Here is a 21,598-nt window from a genome sequence, read left to right as displayed (position 1 = left end):
CTATGCACTCCCGTCGTTCGTATCGCCGACCACCGCGGACGGTGATCCTGTACAAGCCTTGGCCGCCGGCTCCGAGTCGGCCGGAGGGGTCGTATCCCGTGACGATTCGGCGGTTGCCTCGTTCCCGTGCTCGTCGCGGCGCTTCCGCTCCGGAACGGGGTCCCACCCACCAGGGTGCCAGGGCGCGCATTTGGCCAGACGCACGACCGTCAGTCCGAGGCCGATGAACAGCCCTCGGGTGCGTAACGCGGTGACCGCGTACTCGCTACAGGTCGGGGTGAAACGGCAGACCGGCATGCGGGTGGGGGATACATAGGTCCGGTAGAGCTCGATCAGGAAGATCAGAATATTGGCAGGCCATCGGCGCAGAACCGCGAGCGATCTCATACGGGTTCACCCGCGCGCACGCCGGGCCGGACGGCCTCGCCGAGGCCGAGCTTGCGGGCCGCGCTACGCAGCTGGCGCAGCAGCTCCACCGGGTCGGCGGTGGCGGCGCCGGGCAGCGCGCGGATGACGATATCGGCCTCGACCGGAATCTCGGCACTCAACTCGGCGCAGATATGACGCAGGCGGCGGGCGACCCGGTGACGAATCACCGCGTTACCCACCGCCTTGCTGACGATCAATCCGAAGCGCGGACCGCCGACGCGTACGAGTACGTCCTCGGTCGGTTCGACGGCCGGATCCACGGTGTGCACGAATGCGTGCACGACCAGATCACGCCTCCCGGTTCGCTGGCCGCGACGCACCGTCCTGGAGAAGTCGGCACGACGATGCAGCCGATACGACTCAGGCAGCACCCGAGAGTCCGGGGGCTGGTGAGCGATCAGGGACGAGGAGCGCAGCGTTCGGCGAACCGGGCATCCGACACCGAAACCGGAGGATCAGGCCGTCAGGCTGCCGCGGCCCTTACGGCGACGCGCGGAAACGATGGCGCGGCCCGCACGGGTCCGCATCCGGAGACGGAAGCCGTGAACCCGCGCCCGACGACGGTTGTTCGGCTGGAACGTCCGCTTGCCCTTGGCCACGGTCAACACTCCTCGAGTTGGTGGGCGCCTGTCGCGCCCGAAGCTTTTCGGTGATTCGCCCATCCTCGGCGCGCGGCGATCCTGGCGAACAGTCAGCACAGGGCAGCCACCGCACCGAGGGGTGACTGTACGAGGGTACTCAGCGGCCACGAACGGGTCAAACTCGCCCATATCAGGGCTGTGTGGCCGTGACCTCGTCCACACCCCTGACCGGTCGGCGGATCGGGAGGGCGGCGGCATAGCCGGGCGATTGCCGGACCCGCTGCTGGTCGCGGCCATTCGGCTGGTCACGGCCGCCATACTCCCCAATCCACAGGAGTTCTCCACATCTGTGGATAATTGTGTGGAAAGACCCCGTGAGTGGCATATTCGTGAGGCCGACGGTGCCGCGCCGCCACCGGGAACACCGCGATTCCGGGATGCGACCGAACCGGTCACGGACCCGCGGGATCGGATCGAACCACCACGGTAGACGTCTTGCATACCCCGGCCGTCTGCTCCCATCGACCAATTTCCGGGGAGGACACTGCATGGACGACGAGCAGAACGTGTTGGCTACCGTCTGGCCGGAGGTTGTCGCCGAACTCACCACCGGCTCTCCCGATGGTGCCATCCCGTCGGTCTCCCGCGCACAGCAGGCGTGGTTGAAGCTCGTCAAACCGTTGACGGTTGCGCAGGGTTTCGCACTGCTCTCGGTCCCGTCGTCGCTGGCCCAGGAGGCGATCGAACGCGATCTGCGTGAACCGATCCTGCGTTCGCTCGCGCGGCGGCTCGGCCCGCAGGTCGAAGGTCTCGGGGTGCGCATCGCGGCACCGGCCACGCCGGGCGCCGAACGTCCGAGCGCACCGCCCCGGCACGCCAGGATGACCAGCCGCCCGGAACGTCCGCGCGAACAGGCCCGCAGGCCCGAGTATCCGAATGCGGAGTTCGCCGACCGCGGCGAGTTCAGCCCGCCGCGCTATGCCGCGGGCAACGATTACGCCCCCGACTATCCCAGCGCCGACTACGCGGCCGGACGTACCTACCCGCCCGGCCAGGATTATCCACAGGGCCAGGAATTCGATCGGCCCGATAGCTACGGGCGCGCCGAGACCGGTGGCTACGGCGCGGGGGAGGGTTACGAACAGCGGGAGAACTACGGCAGGCCCGAGTACGGTTCGGACTTCGGTGAGGCGGTCGAGCGCCGATCCGATCAGGAATACCGGCCCGCCGACGACTACCGCCGTCCCGAATACGCCCCGCGCGGCGAATACCCGGCGCCGAACACCGAACGTGACGATTCGGCCGCGGCCGAGAACGCACCCGCGCCCCGCCGTGAGCCCGCGCCCGCCGCCCGCCGCGAGTCGGTGCCGCCGGGACAGGAATCACTGTTCACGCCGGAGCCCGCGCCACGCGCACCTGTCACCGCCGACCTGCGCGAGCCCGGCCCGGCCGAGGAGCAGGTGTCCGCCGCCGCGCACGAGCCGATCCGCGATACCGCGCACGACACCATCCGCGAACCGGTCGGCGACGGTCAGCGCGATCACGACGACGAACCCGTGGTCAACGTGCGTGACTCCTGGCCGACCTATTTCGCCAAATCGCAGGAATCGCCGGCGCCGCAGACGTCATCGGCGAGCTTGAACGCCAAGTACACCTTCGAGACGTTCGTCATCGGTGCGTCCAACCGTTTCGCGCACGCCGCGGCGGTCGCCATCGCGGAGGCTCCGGCGCGGGCCTACAACCCGCTGTTCGTATGGGGCGCCTCCGGCCTGGGCAAAACCCATCTGCTGCACGCGGCCGGGCACTACGCACAGCGGCTGTTTCCGGGGATGCGGGTCAAATACGTCTCCACCGAGGAATTCACCAACGACTTCATCAACAGCCTGCGCGACGACCGGAAGGTGGCGTTCAAACGTCGCTACCGCGAGACCGACATCCTGCTGGTGGACGACATCCAGTTCATCGAGGGCAAGGAAGGTATCCAGGAAGAGTTCTTCCACACCTTCAACACCCTGCACAACGCCAACAAGCAGATCGTGGTGTCCTCGGACCGGCCGCCCAAGCAGCTGGCCACGCTGGAGGAGCGGCTGCGGACCAGGTTCGAATGGGGCCTGATCACCGATGTGCAGCCACCGGAGCTGGAGACCAGGATCGCGATCCTGCGCAAGAAGGCACGGATGGATCGCCTCGACGTTCCACACGATGTGCTCGAACTCATCGCCAGCCGGGTCGAACGCAATATCCGTGAACTGGAGGGTGCGCTGATCCGGGTGACGGCGTTCGCCTCGCTCAACGGTCAACCGCTGGATCTGCCGTTGGCCGAGGTGGTGCTGCGCGATCTGATGCCCGATACCGCGGCCCTCGAGATCACCGCGGCCACGATCATGGCCGTCACCGCGGAGTACTTCAACACCACCCTCGAAGAGCTGACCGGCCCCGGTAAGGCCCGTCCGCTGGCTCAGGCCCGACAGATCGCCATGTATCTGTGCCGCGAGCTGACCGATCTGTCGCTACCGAAGATCGGGCAGGCGTTCGGGCGCGATCACACCACGGTCATGTACGCGGAGAAGAAGGTCCGCAAGGAGATGACCGAACGGCGCCGGGTCTACGACCAGGTCCAAGAACTCACAGCCCGAATCAAACAGCGTTCGCGCTGATCTGCATCCACAGCCTGTGAAAGTCGCTGACCTGGGCTGACCCATGTCCAGGGGCTGTGGATTCCTCGAGGAATTCCTGTGGACTCCTCGAGGAATCCCATGGTTATCCACCGTTTTGTGCACAGCCCGGCGGGGTGGGTGCCGCGCGTTCGCACACAGGCAAGCTATCCACAGAGTCCACAGGGTGTTGCCTCCACAGCCACTGACCAGGCGATCTGCGAAGTTGTCCCTGTGGATTCCTCGAGGAATCCTTGTGGACTCCTCGAGGAATCCACCGGTTGTCCACCGTCCGGTGCACATGTGTGAACAACTCGGTGAATCCGGTGGAACAACTCGAGGATCAACGGTGGATAGATGTGGGACAAACTTCGGCCGTCCACAGGCACCCGCTGTTCATCCTCGAGGCACTCAACACTCATCCCCACCCCACCACGCCCTGTGACCTGCGAAAACGTTCACATTCCACAGAATCCACAGGGCCTATTACTACTTCAGTTCTTCTTCTCATAGATCTCTCTTCAAAACAGGGTGTGTGGAAAGTCGGTCGGGCAGGCTCGGCTTCCGCATCGGGTCCGGCACACCAGCAAGGAGAAGCAGAGAAAGGCAGAGCCGGACAGCAGAGCGCACGAGTCGGACCGGAGGGTCGGGCCCGGCGCCCGGCTCGCACGCGGTACCGTTTGGTTGTCGGTCGTCTGTGCCACACTTTCGAAGGCGGCCGCGACAGCACGTCTTTCGAGAACCAACGCTGACCAGCCGACAGGGGGCCGACGACATCGTCGGGCCGCTGCTAGATCACGGAACCGGGAGAGGACAGATCGGGCGATGGAGCTTTCGAGCATGAAGTTTCGGGTCGCCCGTGAGGATTTCGCGGAATCCGTCGCCTGGGTGGCACGCAGCCTCCCGTCCCGGCCTCCGGTCCCGGTGCTCGGCGGTGTGCTGCTGGTCGCCGACGAGGACGGGCTGACGGTGTCCGGCTTCGATTACGAGGTCTCCGCGCAGATGCGGGTCGCTGCCGAGGTCGCAGGGCCGGGCCAGGTGCTCGTCTCCGGGCGGCTGCTGGCCGATATCACCAAGGCGCTGTCCAACAAGCCGGTCGATGTCTCCGTCGACGGCACCCGCGTGCTGATCAGCTGCGGTAGCGCCAAGTTCTCCCTGCCAACGATGCCGGTCGAGGACTATCCACAGCTTCCCGAGGTGCCGCAGCAGAGCGGTGAACTCAACGCCGATGTTTTCGCCGAGGCGGTCGGCCAGGTCGCCGTCGCCGCTGGCCGCGACGACACGCTGCCGATGCTCACCGGCATCCGCGTGGAGATCGAAGGCCCCCAGGTGGTGTTGGCGGCCACCGACCGCTTCCGGCTCGCCGTACGGCATATCGAATGGCAGCCCGGCCGCACCGATATCGAAACCGCCGTGCTGATCCCGGCGCGCACCCTGTCGGAGTCGGCCAAGACGCTCGGCGCCACCGATGCGCCGGTGCAACTGTCGCTCGGCACCGGAGCGGGCGCCGACGGTCTGCTCGGCATCGTCAATGCGGGCAGGCGCACCACCACGCGCCTGCTGGACGCGGAATTCCCCAAGTTCCGTCAGTTGCTGCCCAAGGAGCACACCTCGCTCGCGACATTGCAGGTCGCCGCCCTCACCGATGCCATCAAGCGCGTGGCCCTCGTCGCCGAGCGCGGCGCTCAGGTGCGGCTGGAGTTCTCCGGTGAGGGGCTGCTGCTGTCCGCGGGTGGCGACGATGCGGGCCGCGCCGAGGAATGGCTGGAGGCCGATTTCCGTGGTGAACCGCTGACCATCGCCTTCAACCCCGGCTATCTGATCGACGGGCTCTCGGCGCTGCATTCGGATCGGGTCACCTTCGGGTTCACCACCCCGAGTCGTCCCGCGGTGCTGCTGCCCGCGGCCGAGGAGGAGCCGCAGGCGCTGGACTCCGGTTCGTTCGCCGCCCTGGACAGCTCCTACATCTACCTGTTGATGCCGGTCCGGCTCCCGGGCTGAGCACGGGCGTGACCGTCGGTGCCAGCAGGAGCCCGAAACCTGCCGTGCGATGCGACGTTTCGGTTCATCGGAACGGATCGGTATCGAAACACGGTGCGGCACAAGCACAGTTGTCCACAGGTGTGGATACGGCTGTGACATACCATCCGGCGAGCTGAGCCCATGTTCATCCGAACTCTGACCGCGCGCGACTTCCGGTCCTGGGAGCACGCCGATATCGAGTTATCCACAGGCGGAACGGTTTTCCTGGGGGCAAACGGCAACGGTAAAACCAATCTGCTCGAGGCAGCGGGCTATCTGTCCACACTCGGCTCCCATCGCGTCTCCGGTGATGCGCCGCTGCTGCGGATCGGCACCGAACGGGCCAGGATCGGCGCCACCGTGGTGAACACCGGTCGCGAACTGCGCATCGACCTCGAACTCAATCAGGGCGCCGCCAACCGCGCACAGATCAACCGTTCGCCGGTGCGCCGGCCACGGGAGATCCTCGGGATTCTGCACACGGTGTTGTTCGCGCCGGAGGATCTGGCCCTGGTGCGTGGCGATCCGGGGGAACGGCGGCGGTTCCTCGACGAGTTGTGCACAGCCAGACTCCCACGCCTGGCCGCGGTCCGCGCCGACTACGACCGGGTGTTGCGGCAGCGATCGGCACTGTTGAAGAGTGCGGGCAGACAGGCCCGCTCGCGCGCGGATCTCGGCACCCTCGACGTCTGGGATGGCCATCTGGCCGCGCACGCCTCGGTGCTGCTGGCCGAGCGGTTGCGGTTGGTGCACGATCTGTCGCCGCATCTGACCGAGTCCTATGCCTCGATCGCGCCGGAATCGCGGCCCGCCGCCATCGGCTATCGCAGTGCCGCGCTGCCGGAGGAGTTCGTCGACCCGGCGCGTCCACCGGCTCCCGGTGATGCGGGGGAGCTGGAGGCGATCCTGCTGGCCGAACTCGCCGCCGCCCGGCCGCGCGAATTGGAGCGTGGGGTGTGCCTGGTGGGCCCGCACCGTGACGATCTCGAGCTGATGCTCGGCGCCGCGCCCGCGAAGGGGTTCGCCAGCCACGGCGAATCCTGGTCGTTCGCCCTCGCCCTTCGGCTCGCCTCGTTCGAACTGCTGCGTGCGGGCGGCACCGATCCGGTCCTGCTGCTCGATGACGTCTTCGCCGAACTCGACCGCCGCCGCCGCACCGCGCTGGCCTCGGTCGCCGCCGGTGCCGAGCAGGTGCTGATCACCGCTGCGGTGCCGGAGGACGTCCCGGCGGAGTTGTCGGCGACCACACTGCGGGTCGAGACCACCGGTGCGGCCGACCACCGCACCTCCCGGATCATCCACACCGTCGACTCCTCGGCCGCGGGCTGATCGATGCGCCGCTCACCGCTCGCCATCCGGCCCGCCACAGGCCCGCTGCCGTACAGTTCTCCCATGTTCGCGAAGCTCCGCACCTGGTCGCTCGCATCGATCCCAAGTTGTCAACAGCCTGTGGATAACTTGGGGGAATCGGGTGACACGCCGAGCTTCCACAACTTCACGAATGGCGCGACCGGCGTCCGCGCGGAGATCGAAAAAGTGGCATCTAGCTGGGGATATGACCTACTCCGATGTGCTACTTCATCTCGGGACCGCCATGGAACAGCTTGTTGCACAGTGCGTGTCGACCCCTGGGGACAACTATCCATAACTGGGGACAACTCGACCAGGCGAACGGAGCAGCGATGACCGATCAGCCGGAAGCATCGGGCGCCACGAACCCCGCACCGGAACCCGAATTGCGTGGCATCGACCTGGCCCGCCGGGCGCTGGAGGAAGCGCGGGCCGCCGCCAAGGCCAGCGGGAAATCGGTCGGTCAGGGCCGCTCCTCGCCGCGTCGCGGGCTGCGGACCGGGGCGCGGCGCCGCACCGGATGGTCGGGTGCGCGGCCCGATGAGCGCGATCCACAGATGCTGTCCAAGCTGACCGGTTCGATCGCGAAGAGTCGGGGCTGGTCGACCAAGGTGGCCGAGGGCATGGTGTTCGGCCGCTGGGCCGGGGTGGTCGGTGAGGACATCGCCAGCCACGCCACGCCGGTCAAACTGGAGAACGGTGTGCTCAGCATCGCCGCCGAATCGACCGCGTGGGCGACGCAGCTGCGCATGTTGCAGGCGCAGATCCTGGCCAAGATCAATGCCGCGGTGGGGCAGGGCGCGGTGACCTCGGTGCGGATCTCCGGTCCGGCCGCGCCCAGTTGGCGTAAGGGCGAGCGGCATATCAAAGGTCGCGGACCGCGCGACACCTACGGCTGAGCCGGAATCTGGCCAGTATGTGGTACTCGGTGTTACGTTGAACCGGCTTGCCGGTCGCTGACGTCCGACCATCGCTGCGAACAGCGGTTTCACGTGGAACAGTGTGCCGATCCCGGTCCACCGGGCCGCCCCCTGTCGAAAGGTGAAGTCGATGACCGCCGCCACCGAGCCATTCCCCGCCCAGCCGACCCGAACGGTCCGCCGCGGTGATATCGAACTCGCGGTATTCGAATGCGGCGACCCGTCCGGTCCGCCGATCATCCTGGTGCACGGCTGGCCGGATACCCACACCCTGTGGAACGGCGTCGCCACCACGCTCGCCGCGCGGTACCGGGTGATCTCGTTCGACAACCGCGGCGCGGGGGCGAGCACTGTCCCGACCGAGGTGGCCGCCTATCGGATCGAGGAGTTGGCCGCCGATGTGCGCGCGGTCGCCGCCGCGGTCGCGCCCGGTGAACGAGTGCATGTCCTCGGGCACGACTGGGGTTCGGTGATCGGCTGGGAGCTGGCATCGATGCCCGACGCCGCCGCGGCCATCGCGTCGTTCACCTCGGTCTCGGGTCCGAATCTCGATTTCCTCGGCGCGTACCTGCGCGGTCCGTTCTCTTTCGCCCGGCTGCGCAACTCGATCGCCCAGGGCGTGGCCTCGGCTTATACCGTCGCCTTCCAGATCCCCGGCCTGCCCGATCCGGTGCTGCGCGGTTTGTCCGGCCGCTGGCCGCGCTTCCTGGCCTTCTTCGACGGTATCGATCCCGCGCTGGTGCGTCCCGCGCCGACGTTGCGGGCCGACATGATCAACAACCTGAAGCTCTACCGTGCCAATATCCGGCCGCGGCTCGGCAATCCGCGCCCACGTCCGATCGATCTCCCGGTCCAGGTGATCGTTGCGACAGGCGACCGCGCGGTGCGTCCGGTGGTGCACGCGGAGGCGGATAATTGGGTGTCGGACCTGACGATGCGTGAGATCGCCGCCCGGCATTGGTCGCCGCTGTCGCATCCGGCCGATCTGGCTCGGCTCACCGCGGAGTTCGTCGATCGGGTCGGCGCCCCGGCACGGGCCTGAAGGTCCAGCGGCGGGGCGAACCGCAACACAACTCTCACGCCAACCCTGATGGATCGAAACCGTCGGACGGCGGATCGGACCCGTCGTGATCCGATTTCTTGCATTCTCGTAGCCGTCAGGGGTGTCGTAGGTGCACTGTAGTTTGGGCGTACCAGTAGGATGGTGACGTAACTAGCGGCGATACCTTCGGCGCGTTCCGCACAGCCCGCGCGGTGGACCGTGAATCTCGACCAGCTCAGGATCCGGCCCTTCCGTGTGCTTGGCGACGCCGCGCCGAGGATCAGCAAGTAAGGAGAGCTACCGACCAGTGGCTGCCAACGACTCCAATGCATCGGGCTCGACCAAGGCGTCTTCGGGTAAGGCGGGCAACAAGGACTACGGTGCCTCCTCCATCACGGTTCTCGAGGGGCTCGAAGCCGTCCGTAAACGTCCCGGCATGTACATCGGCTCCACCGGCGAGCGCGGTCTGCACCACCTGATCTGGGAGGTGGTCGACAACTCCGTCGACGAGGCGATGGCCGGTTACGCCAGCCGGGTCGAGGTGACCATGCTCGCCGACGGCGGCGTCCAGGTCGTCGACGACGGCCGTGGTATCCCGGTCGCCATGCACGCGCAGGGCGTACCGACCATCGAGGTCGTCATGACCCAGCTGCACGCGGGCGGCAAGTTCGACTCCGATTCCTATGCCGTCTCCGGTGGTCTGCACGGCGTCGGCATCTCGGTGGTCAACGCACTGTCGACGCGGCTCGAGGCCGAGGTCGACCGGGACGGTTTCCACTGGAGCCAGCACTACAAGGACGCCACACCCGGCAAGCTCACCCAGGGCGAGGCGACCAAGCGCACCGGTACCACCATCCGCTTCTGGCCGGACCCGGACATCTTCGAGACCACGTCGTTCAACTTCGAGACCGTCGCGCGCCGGTTGCAGGAGATGGCGTTCCTGAACAAGGGCCTGACCATTGTCCTCACCGACGAGCGGGTCAGCGATGCCGAGATCACCGATGAGGTGGTCAGCGAGACCGCGGAGGCGCCGAAGCACGCCGAAGACGGTGCCGAGCCGCAGCACAAGGTGAAGTCGCGCACCTACCATTACCCCGGCGGCCTGGAGGACTTCGTCCGCCACATCAACCGGACCAAGCAGGCGATCCACAACTCGGTCGTCGCGTTCACCGGTAAGGGCACCGGGCATGAGCTCGAGGTCGCGATGCAGTGGAACTCCGGTTACTCGGAGTCGGTGCACACCTTCGCCAACACCATCAACACCCATGAGGGCGGCACCCACGAGGAAGGCTTCCGCGCGGCGCTGACCACCGTGGTCAACCGGTACGCCAAGGAAAAGAAGCTGCTCAAGGACAAGGACGGCAACCTCACCGGTGACGATATCCGTGAGGGCCTTGCCGCCATCGTCAGCGTGAAGGTCAGCGAACCGCAGTTCGAGGGCCAGACCAAGACCAAGCTGGGCAATACCGAGGTCAAATCGTTCGTGCAGCGCACCTGCAACGAACATCTCGCGCACTGGTTCGAGGCCAATCCGGCCGATGCGAAGACCATCGTGAACAAGGCGGTGTCCTCGGCGCAGGCGCGGGTCGCCGCGCGTAAGGCCAGGGAGCTGGTGCGCCGCAAGAGCGCGACCGATCTGGGTGGTCTGCCCGGCAAGCTGGCCGACTGCCGGTCCAAGGATCCGAGCAAGTCCGAGATCTACATCGTGGAGGGTGACTCCGCCGGTGGCTCGGCCAAATCCGGCCGCGACTCGATGTACCAGGCGATCCTGCCGCTGCGCGGCAAGATCATCAATGTCGAGAAGGCGCGTATCGACAAGGTCCTCAAGAACAACGAGGTCCAGGCGATCATCACCGCGTTCGGCACCGGTATCCACGACGAGTTCGATATCGCCAAGCTGCGCTATCACAAGATCGTGCTGATGGCCGACGCCGACGTCGACGGCCAGCACATCTCCACCCTGCTGCTGACCCTGCTGTTCCGGTTCATGCGACCGCTGATCGAGCACGGGCACGTCTATCTGGCGCAGCCGCCGCTGTACAAGCTGAAGTGGCAGCGCGCCGATCCGGAATTCGCCTACTCCGACCGCGAGCGCGACGGTCTGCTCGAGGCCGGTCTCGCCGCGGGCAAGAAGATCAACAAGGACGACGGCGTCCAGCGCTACAAGGGTCTGGGCGAGATGAACGCCAAGGAACTGTGGGAGACCACCATGGACCCGGCGGTCCGGGTGCTGCGTCAGGTCACCCTCGACGACGCGGCGGCGGCCGACGAGTTGTTCTCCATTCTGATGGGCGAAGACGTCGAGGCGCGTCGTAGTTTCATCACCCGCAATGCCAAGGACGTTCGCTTCCTCGACGTGTAGCCCGGCGTGTGATCACCGCCCCTCCACGCCAGGCCCTTTGAAGGAGACCGCATGACTGAGACAACGCTGCCCCCGAACGGTGGGGCGGGCGACCGGATCGAACCGGTCGACATCCAGAACGAAATGCAGAGCAGCTACATCGATTACGCGATGAGCGTGATCGTCGGCCGCGCGCTGCCGGATGTGCGCGACGGCCTCAAGCCGGTGCACCGGCGCGTGCTCTACGCGATGTACGACAACGGTTACCGGCCCGACCGTGGCTATGTGAAGTCGGCCCGCCCGGTCGCCGAGACCATGGGTAACTATCACCCGCACGGCGACTCGTCGATCTACGACACCCTCGTGCGCATGGCCCAGCCGTGGTCGCTGCGCTATCCGCTGGTCGACGGCCAGGGCAACTTCGGTTCCCGCGGCAACGACGGCGCGGCCGCCATGCGATACACCGAGTGCCGTCTCACGCCGCTGGCGATGGAGATGCTGCGCGAGATCGACCACGAGACGGTCGATTTCGTCCCCAACTACGACGGCCGCTCGCAGGAGCCGACCGTACTGCCCGCGCGCGTGCCCGCCCTGCTGATGAACGGCAGCAATGGCATCGCGGTCGGTATGGCGACCAATATCCCGCCGCACAACCTCAACGAGCTGGCCGAGGCGATCTACTGGGCGCTGGACAACCACGACGCCGATGAGGAGTCGACCCTCGCCGCCTGCATGGAGCGGGTCAAGGGCCCCGACTTCCCGACCGCCGGGTTGATCGTCGGCGGGCAGGGTATCCATGACGCCTACACCACCGGCCGCGGTTCGATCCGCATGCGCGGTGTGGTGGAGATCGAGGAAGACAGCCGCGGCCGCACCACGATCGTCATCACCGAGCTGCCCTACCAGGTCAATACCGACAACTTCATCAACTCGATCGCCGAGCAGGTCAAGGACGGCAAGATCGGCGGCATCTCCGATATCCACGACGAGTCCTCCGACCGCGCGGGTATGCGGATCGTGGTGACGGTCAAGCGTGACGCCGTCGCCAAGGTCGTGCTGAACAATCTCTACAAGCACACCCAGTTGCAGACCAGCTTCGGCGCCAACATGCTCTCCATCGTCGATGGTGTGCCGCGCACGCTGCGCCTGGATCAGATGATCCGGTTCTACGTAGCGCACCAGTTGGAAGTCATCGTCCGGCGCACCCGCTACCTGCTGCGCAAGGCCGAGGAGCGGGCCCACATCCTGCGCGGTCTGGTCAAGGCGCTCGACGCGCTCGACGAGGTCATCGCGCTGATCCGGCGGTCGGCCAATACCGACACCGCGCGCACCGGCCTGATGCAGCTGCTCGACATCGATGAGATCCAGGCGACCGCCATCCTCGATATGCAGCTGCGCAGGCTCTCGGCGCTGGAGCGGCAGAAGATCGTCGATGAACTGGCCAAGATCGAAGCCGAGATCGCCGACCTCAAAGACATTCTGGAGAAGCCGGAGCGGCAGCGCGCCATCGTGCGCGACGAACTGGCCGAGATCGTCGGGAAGTACGGCGACGAACGACGCACCAAGATCATCGCTGCCGACGGCGACGTGGCCGACGAGGATCTGATCGCCCGCGAGGACGTGGTCGTCACCATCACCGAAACCGGCTACGCCAAGCGCACCAAGACCGACCTCTACCGCAGTCAGAAGCGCGGCGGCAAGGGCGTACAGGGTGCGGGTCTCAAGCAGGACGACCTGGTCAGGCACTTCTTCATCACCTCGACCCACGATTGGCTGCTGTTCTTCACCAACAAGGGCCGGGTGTACCGGGCCAAGGCATACGAGCTGCCCGAGGCCAGCCGGACCGCGCGCGGTCAGCATGTGGCGAACCTGCTGGCCTTCCAGCCGGATGAGAAGATCGCCCAGATCATTCGGATCAAATCCTACGAAGACGCCCCGTATCTGGTGCTCGCCACCAAGAATGGCCTCGTGAAGAAGTCGCGGCTGTCGGATTTCGACTCCAACCGCAGCGGAGGCATCGTCGCGGTGAACCTGCGCGACAATGACGAATTGGTCGGTGCCGTGCTGTGCTCGGCGGCCGAGGATCTGCTGTTGGTCTCGGCGCAGGGGCAGTCGATCCGCTTCTCGGCCACCGATGAGGCGCTGCGCCCGATGGGTCGCGCCACCTCGGGTGTGCAGGGTATGCGGTTCAACGCCGATGACGAGCTGCTCTCGCTCAATGTGGTCCGCGAGGGGACGTATCTGCTGGTCGCGACGTCCGGCGGCTATGCGAAGCGGACCGCGATCGAGGAGTACACCGCGCAGGGCCGCGGCGGTAAGGGTGTGTTGACCATCCAGTACGACATCCGGCGTGGCACGCTGGTCGGTGCGCTCATCGTCGACGACGACGACGAGCTGTACGCGATCACCTCCGGGGGTGGTGTCATCCGGACGGCAGCCAGGCAGGTTCGCAAGGCAGGCCGCCAGACCAAGGGCGTGCGATTGATGAACCTCGGCGAGGGCGATACCTTGCTTGCGATCGCGCGTAACGCCGATGAGCCCGATATCGTCGGCGACGACACCAGCGATTCTTCCGAGCAATAGACACAGCGGCGGCAACGAACGGATCTGAGGATTGCATTGACCACTCCGAATCAGCCGAATGACGAGCGGCAGCAGACGAACGGCGTGACCGAACGGATCGCGCCGTCACCGATTCCGCCCCGGCCGATCCAACGACCGGAGTCCGAACCTCCCGCGGGTGCGCCCGCTGGCGCGAATCAGCCCGAATCCGCCGCCGCGTCGCGCGAGAAGACTGACAAGCAGGGCGAATTCGGCTCCGAGGGCGCGGCGAAGGCCGCGCCCGCCCAGGGCGGTAACCCCGTCGACCCGACGGTGCGGATGAACGGCTCCGGTGAAGCGCCGCACGGCGATTCGGGCGCGCCGGGCGGCAATGGCGGCGGTCAGTCGCGCTACCAGGACGGCTGGTCGCAGCTACCGCAGCGTGAACCACAGTCCAATCTGCCGCGGCCCGGCCATACGCCGGTGTCGTCCGGGCGACCGGCGCAAGCTCCCTCCGGCGGGCTCGGCGGCGGGGTGAGCAATGCCCGCACCACCGCGGATCTCGCAGCCAAGGCGGCCCGCAAGGAAGCCGCGATGGTGAAGTCGGTCGGCCTCGACGGGCCGACCCGCAGCATCTCCCGCCCCGAGCTGACCAAGGACATGCCGGATCTGTCCGAGATCCGGCATCCGCTGCCACCCGAGCACCAGGCTCCGCCGAAGGCGGGCCCAACGGCCGTCTCACCCGCGGTTCCGGTGGCGGTCGCCCAGGCGGTGGCGGGTGAGCCGCTGCGCGCGACCGTGCAGATCCGCCGCATCGACCCGTGGTCGACGCTGAAGATCACCCTCGTCATCAGCGTGGCGCTGTTCTTCGTGTGGATGCTCGCGGTCGGGCTGCTCTACATCGTGCTCGAGGGCATGGGCGTGTGGGAGCGGCTCAACGACACCTTCACCGAGATGGTGTCGCAGGACAACGGCAGCTCCAGCGGGCTGATCGACGCGGGCACCGTCTTCGGATACGCGGGCGTCATCGGGTTGATCAACGTGGTGCTGTTCACCGCGCTGGCCACCATCGGCACGTTCATCTACAACCAGTGCTGCGATCTGGTGGGCGGTATCCAGGTCACCCTGGCCGACCCGGACTAGCGGACTACCCAGCGGCCGGTACCGAACCCTTCGCGGGGTCGGTGTCGGCCGCTGTGGTCTGCTGCGGCCGCCGCGAATCGATGTCGGGAGCTGCGTGGGGCGTACTGGATACGTATGCTGCCCGCAGCGCTTCTACCAGCCGTTTTGGTCGTAGTCGGCGCGTCGGGTAGTCTCTGTTCTCGGTTGTTGCGTTGCGTGTCAGTGATAGCGGAACACAACAGCAAGTACACACGGGCCTATAGCTCAGGCGGTTAGAGCGCTTCGCTGATAACGAAGAGGTCGGAGGTTCAAGTCCTCCTAGGCCCACTCCCGAACATCACAGTAGGGTGGGAACCATGAAACTTCTCCTCACACTCGGTGTCGTGGTCGCGGTTCTCATCGGTATCACCAAACTGCGCCAGCGTAACGACGCGGATCTGTGGCACGAGGTCACCTCCCGCTGACTGCTCGGGCAGCCACCCGGGGCCTTAGCTCAATTGGCAGAGCACTGCCTTTGCAAGGCAGGGGTTAGGGGTTCGATTCCCCTAGGCTCCACCAAAATATCGGCGTGTGCTCGCGGAGAGCGCTCGCCGTTTTTTGGTTCCGCGTGTTTTTTGGGGGGCGAAGCCCCCAAACCCCGCCCGGAGGGCTGTGCCCCCGGACCCCCTTTCAGGTCTACTTGTTCCAGTGTTGCTGCTGCGTCTATTGCTCGACAGGGGTCCTCAGCTCGACGGTGTGCGGGTCGGGATTGCAGGTTTGGATTCCGGGGGTAGCGATCATTCGCGCAGCGCACTCCGCCGCCAGGCCGAAACTGTCGCGTGCATCGAAAGTCGGCGCAGCACAGCTTGTTCCGTATCGGAAAGCCGGTTCTGGCTCCAGCGATCTGTTCACCGCACGCCGACCACTCCGTTCCGTTGCCGCATCCCTGTGGGCGGCACAGCACCTCGGTACGGGACTTGTTCCAGAGCCTGTAAGGCGACTGTAGGAGCGGTGTAGGCCGCACCGGCGAAGGTCATGACGACAATGTCCCCGGAAGACGGACCGATGCCGCAGCCGACCTCTTGTGCGTGGGGCCGGTACCGGCCGTCACCATCATCTTCGACGAACTCGACGCTCATCGACCACCTCGACACAGGAGAACTTCATGAAGAAGAACATCATCGCGGCAGCGCGGCTCGCGGCCGCCGGTATCTCGGGCCTGGCCTTCGTCGCGATCATCGGCTCCGGCACGGCCCAGGCCGCGCCACAGGACTGCGTCGTGGAACGTGACCTCTTCGGCGCCTCGGCGATCTGCCGACCCGACGGTGGCAGCAACTACGTCCTGCGCGTCGAATGCCTCGGCCTCTACGCCAACGGTCCGTTCCCGCTCTACGCCATCGGCCAGTACCACACCCTCAGCTACCCCTTCACGCCCTCCGGCGAGCGCGTCACCGCCGGCTGCACCGGCACCGGCCCCGGCGTGGTCGCGGTGACCACCAACGCCTACGTCGAGATCTACCAGCGCTGACGCACCCGGACCCGAGTCCCGCCGCCCGCTGTGAGCACCGGGCGGCGATCTCGGGTCCGGTGTCGTCCGCGGGCGGCCATGGCCCGCTCACCGTCGGCCGGATGGGATCGGCGGGCACTATTGCCTACGCACGCACGCGGGCTTACCGTTACTGCACTCGATCACGGGGTGGGTGGGGGAGACGGAGGGGACGATGCGGATATCGCTGCGTGGGGATGGGGAGGGAATTCGGGTTCGGGTGCGGCTCGATATCGATCGGCGGCGGTGGTTGGCTACGCGAATCATCTTGTGGATCTTGGCGATCCAAGGGCTGATCGTCGGGGCGTGGGCTACCTTCGCACCGCATTCCTGGTACACCGGCTTTCCCGGGTTCGGGATGCGGTGGGTGGGGGTGGACGGGCCGTACAACCATCACCTGGCCGGAGATGTGGGGGCGTTCTTCCTGGCGCTGGCCGCGGTGACGGGGGCGGCGCTGTACTACAGCGACAGTCTGCTGGCCCGGGTGGCCGGGCTCGGGTGGCTGGTCTTCGGAGTGCCGCACCTGATCTACCACCTCTTCCACCAGCCCGCCGCCATGGGCGCCGCCGAATTCGTGCTCAGCGTCATCGCGGCCGCGCTGCTGCCGATACTCGGTCTCGCGGCGATACTGGTCGCGCCCGCCGAACGCATACAGGTGCGGGATCCGGCGCCGCTGCACATCCGGTTCAGGCGACGCCGGAAACGATGACCCGGATTCAGCCGGCGGCCGCCGCCTGCTCGATTCGACGCAGCACCTCGGACTCGGGCCAGCTCCTGATCTCGTAGCGGGTCGGCGCGAGGCCGGGCACCGGAGTCAGCCCGAGCATGTCGACGACAAGGGGGAAAGGCGCGTCGAACAGGGTGCGTATCTCACCGTCGTCATCGGTATCGCAGAAGACGATGACATCCGACTCGGGCAGCAGATAGTCCACACCCTCACCCCAGGTGGTGATGGTGCGCGGACCGTCGCCCGGATCGTGGTACATCAGCGAGGCGACGAAGGCCGTGGACGAATCGGCGAGATCGGCGTCCAGCGCCTCGAAATCGAGGTCCACTTCGAGCATTTCGTTCAACCACTCCGACTGGGCGGCGTACTCGGTGACGGCGAGACCGCAGCGGGCACGCTGCGCGGCGGGCAACTGCTCATGCGCGCCCGCCTGATCGAAGGGCACCACACGGCCGTCGCCGTCGACGGTGTAGGCCTGCGGTGTGAGCGGGCGCTCGGACTCCCCGTACTGCCCCTCGACCATCGCGAACATATCGCCGATCAATTCCGGATCGTCCGGCGCGACCAACAGGGTATCGACATCGGGCAGGAATGCGACGGGGCGGCGACCGTAACCGGAGCGGAAGCTGTCCAACCAGCCCGGCACCAGAATCCAGGACGCGAAATAGCTGTCACCATCGTCCTCGAAATGCAGGATGGTGTCTTCGGCGACCTCCGGCGGCTGCGCCATCTCGGAGATATTCGCGCGAGCGGCGGCGAACACCTCCTCGTCGGATACGCCCCACGCCGCGCGATGGTCGTCGTGGACCATGAGGCGGCGGTCGGGCAGATCGACAGCCACCAGCTCTTCCACGAACGGGAACACCGCGCGTCCGAGCGGCTGATCAGCGGCGGGCACGGTGGAGCGGTAGGTCACGGGGCGCAGCACCGGCCGCAGCAGCGGGCGGGCATCGGGCCAGTCGGTGGGAACCTCGAAGTCGGTCACGGCGCCACCGTAACGGCCCGGTACGACGTTTCCTGGTACTGGCGACAACCGCCGGGTATCAGGCGATTTCGGCTCTGGCGTCGTAGTCGGTGCGGGCCACCGCGATCTCGCGCTGATGTGTTTCGGTCCAGCTGACCAGCGCCTGAATCGTCTCGTGCAGACTCGCGCCGAGGGGAGTCAGCGCATAGTCGACACGCGGCGGAACCACCGGGTACACCGTGCGGTGCACCAGCCCGTCGCGTTCGAGATGACGCAATGTGCGGGTGAGCATGCGCTGGCTGACGCCATCGATCTCGCGTCGCAGTTCGGTGAACCGCATGGTCCGCCCGGCGAGCAACGCGATGGTGAGCAGCGACCATTTGTCGGCAATCCGGTCCAGGATCTGGCGGACATCGCAATCCTCGCGGGCGTCCCACTGTTTGGCCGTGTAGTCGTCGGTATCCGCGCAGTAACCGAGTGACTCGAAAGTGCCTTCTTCCATGAATACCGATAGTGACCGATGATGCTCTCAGTTACAAGAAGTAACCGACAGTTGTTTCGGGAACCAGTGTGGAGGTGGCGTGATGAGCGGCAAGGTGAGGTCTTTCGGGGAGATCGAATCCGAGTTCGACGCCTATGTGGGGCGCATCGTGTACGCGACGATGGTGACGGTGGACAGTAAGAACCGGCCGCGCACCCGGGTGCTGATCCCGGTGTGGGAGAACGTCGACGGTACGCCGATCGGCTGGCTGGCGACCTATCGGACACCGATCAAATCGGCGCATATCGCGCGCAATCCGCATGTGAACTTCTCGTATTGGGCCCAGGGCAGCAACAATTCGGTCGCCGTCGACGCGACGGCGGAATGGATCGACGACCCGGCCAACGGTGTGCACGATCCACGGACCAGACAGCGGATCTGGCAGATGTACGCGCGCACCAGCCCCCGTGGCGCGGGATATCAGCTCGGGCAGTTCTGGAGTTCACCCGACGATCCCTCACTGCACATCATGCGGTTGGAGCCCTGGCGGATCCAGGTGATCCGAGGCCGGGATCTGCGCAGTCGGATCTGGCAGGCGCCGGCCGAGATAACGGCCGGGCCCGCTCCGGTCGGCCGATAATCGTTCAGATCGGGCGCTTGGCGATCACCCGGTGCAGGCGCGCGCGGTCGCGTTCGAGTTTGCGTGCCTCATAGGCGATGGGGAAATAGCGCACTCGTTCGGGCAGCAGCGGCACGATCCGGGCGATCATCCAGCCGATCGCGCGCAGCTTGCGTTCGTCGGCGGGCGACCAGGTCAGACCGAGTGCGCGACGGGCGGGCTCGGGCGTGGTGCCGACGGTGACGAAATATTGCAGCGCCCCGATCGGCGATACCAGCCGCCGCCATACCGGATGCAGGAACCGGGGCAGCTGATGTGGTGCGCCGACCGATCGGATGACCCGCAGGTAGTCGTGTGCGGTCTGGGTGGCGACGAGATGGTTTTCCACTCGATCGGCGAAGAACTTCTCGAAATCGGCGTAGGTGGCGGGCAGTTCCTTGGGCGGGACCGAGAAGTTGCGCATCAATTGCAGCGTCTCCCGGTAGTACTCCTCTTTCTCCTGCGCCGTCAGCGGGCGCTTGGCAAAATACCTCGCGTTCTCATTGAACGCGTAGGTGCCCGTGTGCAGGACCCAGGCCCACGGGCCGCTCGCCAATGCGCGGTGTTTGACGCCCGCCGTGTCGGTGGTGTTGAGCGAAGCATGCATGGCGCGTAGTCGTTCGGTCTCGGCCAGCGCTTCGGGTCCGCCGTAGGTCCAGGTCATCACCGCCGAGAGACTGCGCACCGCGCGGCCGACCGGATCGGTGCGAAAGGTGGAGTGGGCGTCGACCACTGCCGAGATCGTCGGCTCCATGGTCTGCAACAGAAACGCCGATCCCGCGGTGAGTGAGAAGGTGATCAGCCCGGTCTCCTCCCACATCCTGGTGCCGGGGCCGAAGGCGCGGCGTTCGGGAAGTGCTGTGGTCCTGGACTCGACCTCGACGGACGCTGTCATGGCGATCTCCCTTGATCGACGTATGAGCGAGTGTGAGAAAATAATACTCTAACCCTCTCACGCTCGCAGGGTGCGTGGCCGAGCCGAAACGGGTCGGCACCATTAGCGTGCAGGGGTGGATTCCGTACTCGATTACCTGCTCACCGCGCCTACCGAGGTCACCGCGCTCACCGGGGTGCGGCAGGCCTGGCAGCGGCATCAGCAGACCGCCGAGCGATTCGACGTACCGGTGGACGCGGCCCTGGCCTGCGGATTCGGTGCGGACCGGCTCGGCTACGCGTTCCTGTCCGGCTATCAGACGGCGCTGCGGGCCCTGTTGCCACAGCTGCCGCCGGGGGAATTGGTGTCGTTGTGCGCGACCGAGCGGGGCGGTGGACATCCTGGCGCCATCGAGACCGTCGTGACCGAGCGCGCGGGTGAATGGTTCGTCGACGGGACGAAGACCTTCGCGACCCTCGGCGGTCTCGCCGACTGTCTGGTGGTGATCGGCAGCGTGGGCGCGGGTGAGGATGGCCGCAACCGGTTGTGCGCGACGCTCGTGGCGGCCGATCAACCGTCGGTCGTGCGGACCGCGCTGCCCGAAACGCCGTTCATCCCGGAAATCCCGCATGTGACGGTGACATTCACCGGAGCACGGGCCCGGACGCTGCCCGGCGACGGCTATTCCGGCTATCTGAAACCGTTCCGCACCATCGAGGACATCCATGTGCTCGCGGCCGCGCTCGGCTGGCTGATCCGGATGGGCAGGCGCGCCGAGGTCGCGCGATCACTGCTGGAACAGTTGCTGGCGACCGCGGCGACCCTGCGGGATCTCGGCCGGGCGTCGGCGAACTCACCCGGCGCGCATATCGCGCTCGGCGGTGTGCTGAATCTGTTCGACGAACTGCCGCGATCCACCGCACCGATCTGGGAGCGGGTGGAGCCGGCGGATCGGGTGCGTTGGGAGCGCGATCTGCCGCTGCTGCGGGTTGCCGGGAAGGTGCGGGGCCTGCGTCTGGAGGCAGCGTGGCGCACGGTGCGCGGCGCGGCTGGTTAGTGCCGGAAACGAGGTTCCGCCAATCCGTTCCGGTCGACCGGGTCCGGACATGAGAGCGGGCCTCGGCGAAGGGGGGGAGTTAGCCGAGGCCCGCGTAAGGTCGGCCCGGGGGGGAGGGGCCGACGTGAACGATCCTACGCGAAGATCCGCGTTTTTGTGTGCTCGAAGACAGTCGGTTTCGAAGTTTTTTCGGGGCAATTCACAGACTTACCGCCCGACCTTTGGTGAAACCGACACCGGCGGGGTGTCGGGATGATCACCGCGATGGCTCCATAGTTGCCAAAATCACTGGGACGCATCGTCTTACGGG

At 66.4% G+C, this 21,598-nt stretch carries 19 protein-coding genes and 2 tRNA genes; 15 read left to right on the top strand and 6 right to left on the bottom strand.

From position 1 onward, the window contains the following. The 3 genes from yidD to rpmH form a co-directional block, all read right to left on the bottom strand. Positions 1–387, bottom strand: coding sequence for a membrane protein insertion efficiency factor YidD (gene yidD, locus QH168_RS26630; protein WP_280468674.1), 387 nt, complete (start codon positions 385–387; stop codon positions 1–3). After that, positions 384–800 (bottom strand): ribonuclease P protein component, encoded by a 417-nt coding sequence (gene rnpA, locus QH168_RS26625; protein WP_280468672.1) that lies wholly within the window; start codon positions 798–800, stop codon positions 384–386. Before rnpA ends, yidD begins: the two co-directional genes overlap by 4 nt. Positions 801–884: 84 nt before the next feature. Continuing rightward, positions 885–1,028: a 50S ribosomal protein L34 gene (gene rpmH, locus QH168_RS26620; RefSeq protein WP_280468670.1), complete on the bottom strand. Its 144-nt coding sequence runs from the start codon at positions 1,026–1,028 to the stop codon at positions 885–887. 419 nt (positions 1,029–1,447) lie between these two features. Here rpmH and dnaA point away from each other — a divergent pair, with 419 nt between their 5' ends. The 13 genes from dnaA (at position 1,448) to QH168_RS26555 (ending at position 17,236) form a co-directional block, all read left to right on the top strand. After that, positions 1,448–3,667, top strand: a complete 2,220-nt coding sequence (gene dnaA / locus QH168_RS26615; protein WP_432421174.1) for a chromosomal replication initiator protein DnaA — start codon at positions 1,448–1,450, stop codon at positions 3,665–3,667. 822 nt (positions 3,668–4,489) lie between these two features. After that, positions 4,490–5,665, top strand: coding sequence for a DNA polymerase III subunit beta (gene dnaN, locus QH168_RS26610; RefSeq protein ID WP_280468668.1), 1,176 nt, complete (start codon positions 4,490–4,492; stop codon positions 5,663–5,665). 162 nt (positions 5,666–5,827) lie between these two features. Next, a complete protein-coding gene (recF, locus tag QH168_RS26605) occupies positions 5,828–7,015 on the top strand; it encodes a DNA replication/repair protein RecF (protein ID WP_280468666.1) in 1,188 nt (395 codons plus the stop codon). Between the two features lie 353 nt (positions 7,016–7,368). Continuing rightward, positions 7,369–7,935 (top strand): DUF721 family protein, encoded by a 567-nt coding sequence (locus QH168_RS26600; protein WP_280468664.1) that lies wholly within the window; start codon positions 7,369–7,371, stop codon positions 7,933–7,935. A 151-nt stretch (positions 7,936–8,086) separates the two neighbouring features. Beyond that, a complete protein-coding gene (locus QH168_RS26595) occupies positions 8,087–8,998 on the top strand; it encodes an alpha/beta fold hydrolase (protein WP_280468662.1) in 912 nt (303 codons plus the stop codon). A 307-nt stretch (positions 8,999–9,305) separates the two neighbouring features. Beyond that, on the top strand, positions 9,306–11,360 hold the full coding sequence (gyrB, locus tag QH168_RS26590; protein WP_280468660.1) for a DNA topoisomerase (ATP-hydrolyzing) subunit B: 2,055 nt from the start codon (positions 9,306–9,308) through the stop codon (positions 11,358–11,360). A gap of 51 nt (positions 11,361–11,411) precedes the next feature. After that, positions 11,412–13,922: a DNA gyrase subunit A gene (gyrA, locus tag QH168_RS26585; protein ID WP_280468659.1), complete on the top strand. Its 2,511-nt coding sequence runs from the start codon at positions 11,412–11,414 to the stop codon at positions 13,920–13,922. Positions 13,923–13,958: 36 nt separating this feature from the next. Continuing rightward, positions 13,959–15,023 (top strand): DUF3566 domain-containing protein, encoded by a 1,065-nt coding sequence (locus QH168_RS26580; RefSeq protein WP_280468657.1) that lies wholly within the window; start codon positions 13,959–13,961, stop codon positions 15,021–15,023. 232 nt (positions 15,024–15,255) lie between these two features. Then, positions 15,256–15,329: transfer RNA gene (locus QH168_RS26575), tRNA-Ile, on the top strand. A gap of 29 nt (positions 15,330–15,358) precedes the next feature. Next, complete coding sequence (locus tag QH168_RS26570; RefSeq protein ID WP_280468655.1) at positions 15,359–15,466, top strand: DLW-39 family protein; 108 nt, start codon at positions 15,359–15,361, stop codon at positions 15,464–15,466. An 18-nt stretch (positions 15,467–15,484) separates the two neighbouring features. Then, positions 15,485–15,560 (top strand) — tRNA-Ala (locus QH168_RS26565). Positions 15,561–16,146: 586 nt separating this feature from the next. After that, positions 16,147–16,509, top strand: coding sequence for a hypothetical protein (locus QH168_RS26560; RefSeq protein ID WP_280468654.1), 363 nt, complete (start codon positions 16,147–16,149; stop codon positions 16,507–16,509). Positions 16,510–16,804: 295 nt separating this feature from the next. Beyond that, entirely contained in the window at positions 16,805–17,236 is a 432-nt protein-coding gene (locus QH168_RS26555; RefSeq protein WP_280468652.1) for a hypothetical protein, read from the top strand. A gap of 7 nt (positions 17,237–17,243) precedes the next feature. Here the strand turns inward: QH168_RS26555 and QH168_RS26550 are convergent, their stop codons facing one another. After that, positions 17,244–18,239: a hypothetical protein gene (locus QH168_RS26550; protein WP_280468650.1), complete on the bottom strand. Its 996-nt coding sequence runs from the start codon at positions 18,237–18,239 to the stop codon at positions 17,244–17,246. Positions 18,240–18,297: 58 nt separating this feature from the next. Then, positions 18,298–18,720, bottom strand: coding sequence for a winged helix-turn-helix transcriptional regulator (locus QH168_RS26545; RefSeq protein ID WP_280468648.1), 423 nt, complete (start codon positions 18,718–18,720; stop codon positions 18,298–18,300). 82 nt (positions 18,721–18,802) lie between these two features. Here QH168_RS26545 and QH168_RS26540 point away from each other — a divergent pair, with 82 nt between their 5' ends. Then, the gene (locus tag QH168_RS26540) at positions 18,803–19,339 is read left to right on the top strand and encodes a pyridoxamine 5'-phosphate oxidase family protein (RefSeq protein WP_280468647.1); all 537 of its coding nucleotides are present in this window, start codon (positions 18,803–18,805) and stop codon (positions 19,337–19,339) included. 4 nt (positions 19,340–19,343) lie between these two features. Here QH168_RS26540 and QH168_RS26535 read toward each other — a convergent pair whose 3' ends face one another. Continuing rightward, on the bottom strand, positions 19,344–20,252 hold the full coding sequence (locus tag QH168_RS26535) for an oxygenase MpaB family protein (protein WP_280468645.1): 909 nt from the start codon (positions 20,250–20,252) through the stop codon (positions 19,344–19,346). A gap of 115 nt (positions 20,253–20,367) precedes the next feature. On the opposite strand from QH168_RS26535, the gene QH168_RS26530 reads away from it, so the two are divergent. After that, positions 20,368–21,288 (top strand): acyl-CoA dehydrogenase family protein, encoded by a 921-nt coding sequence (locus QH168_RS26530; protein WP_280468643.1) that lies wholly within the window; start codon positions 20,368–20,370, stop codon positions 21,286–21,288. Positions 21,289–21,598: the final 310 nt, after the last annotated feature.

It is taken from the genome of Nocardia cyriacigeorgica (assembly GCF_029868385.1).
Taxonomy (GTDB): domain Bacteria; phylum Actinomycetota; class Actinomycetes; order Mycobacteriales; family Mycobacteriaceae; genus Nocardia; species Nocardia cyriacigeorgica_F.
Note: the sequence above shows the minus strand (reverse complement) of the source record. Positions and strands in the feature narration are given on the sequence as shown.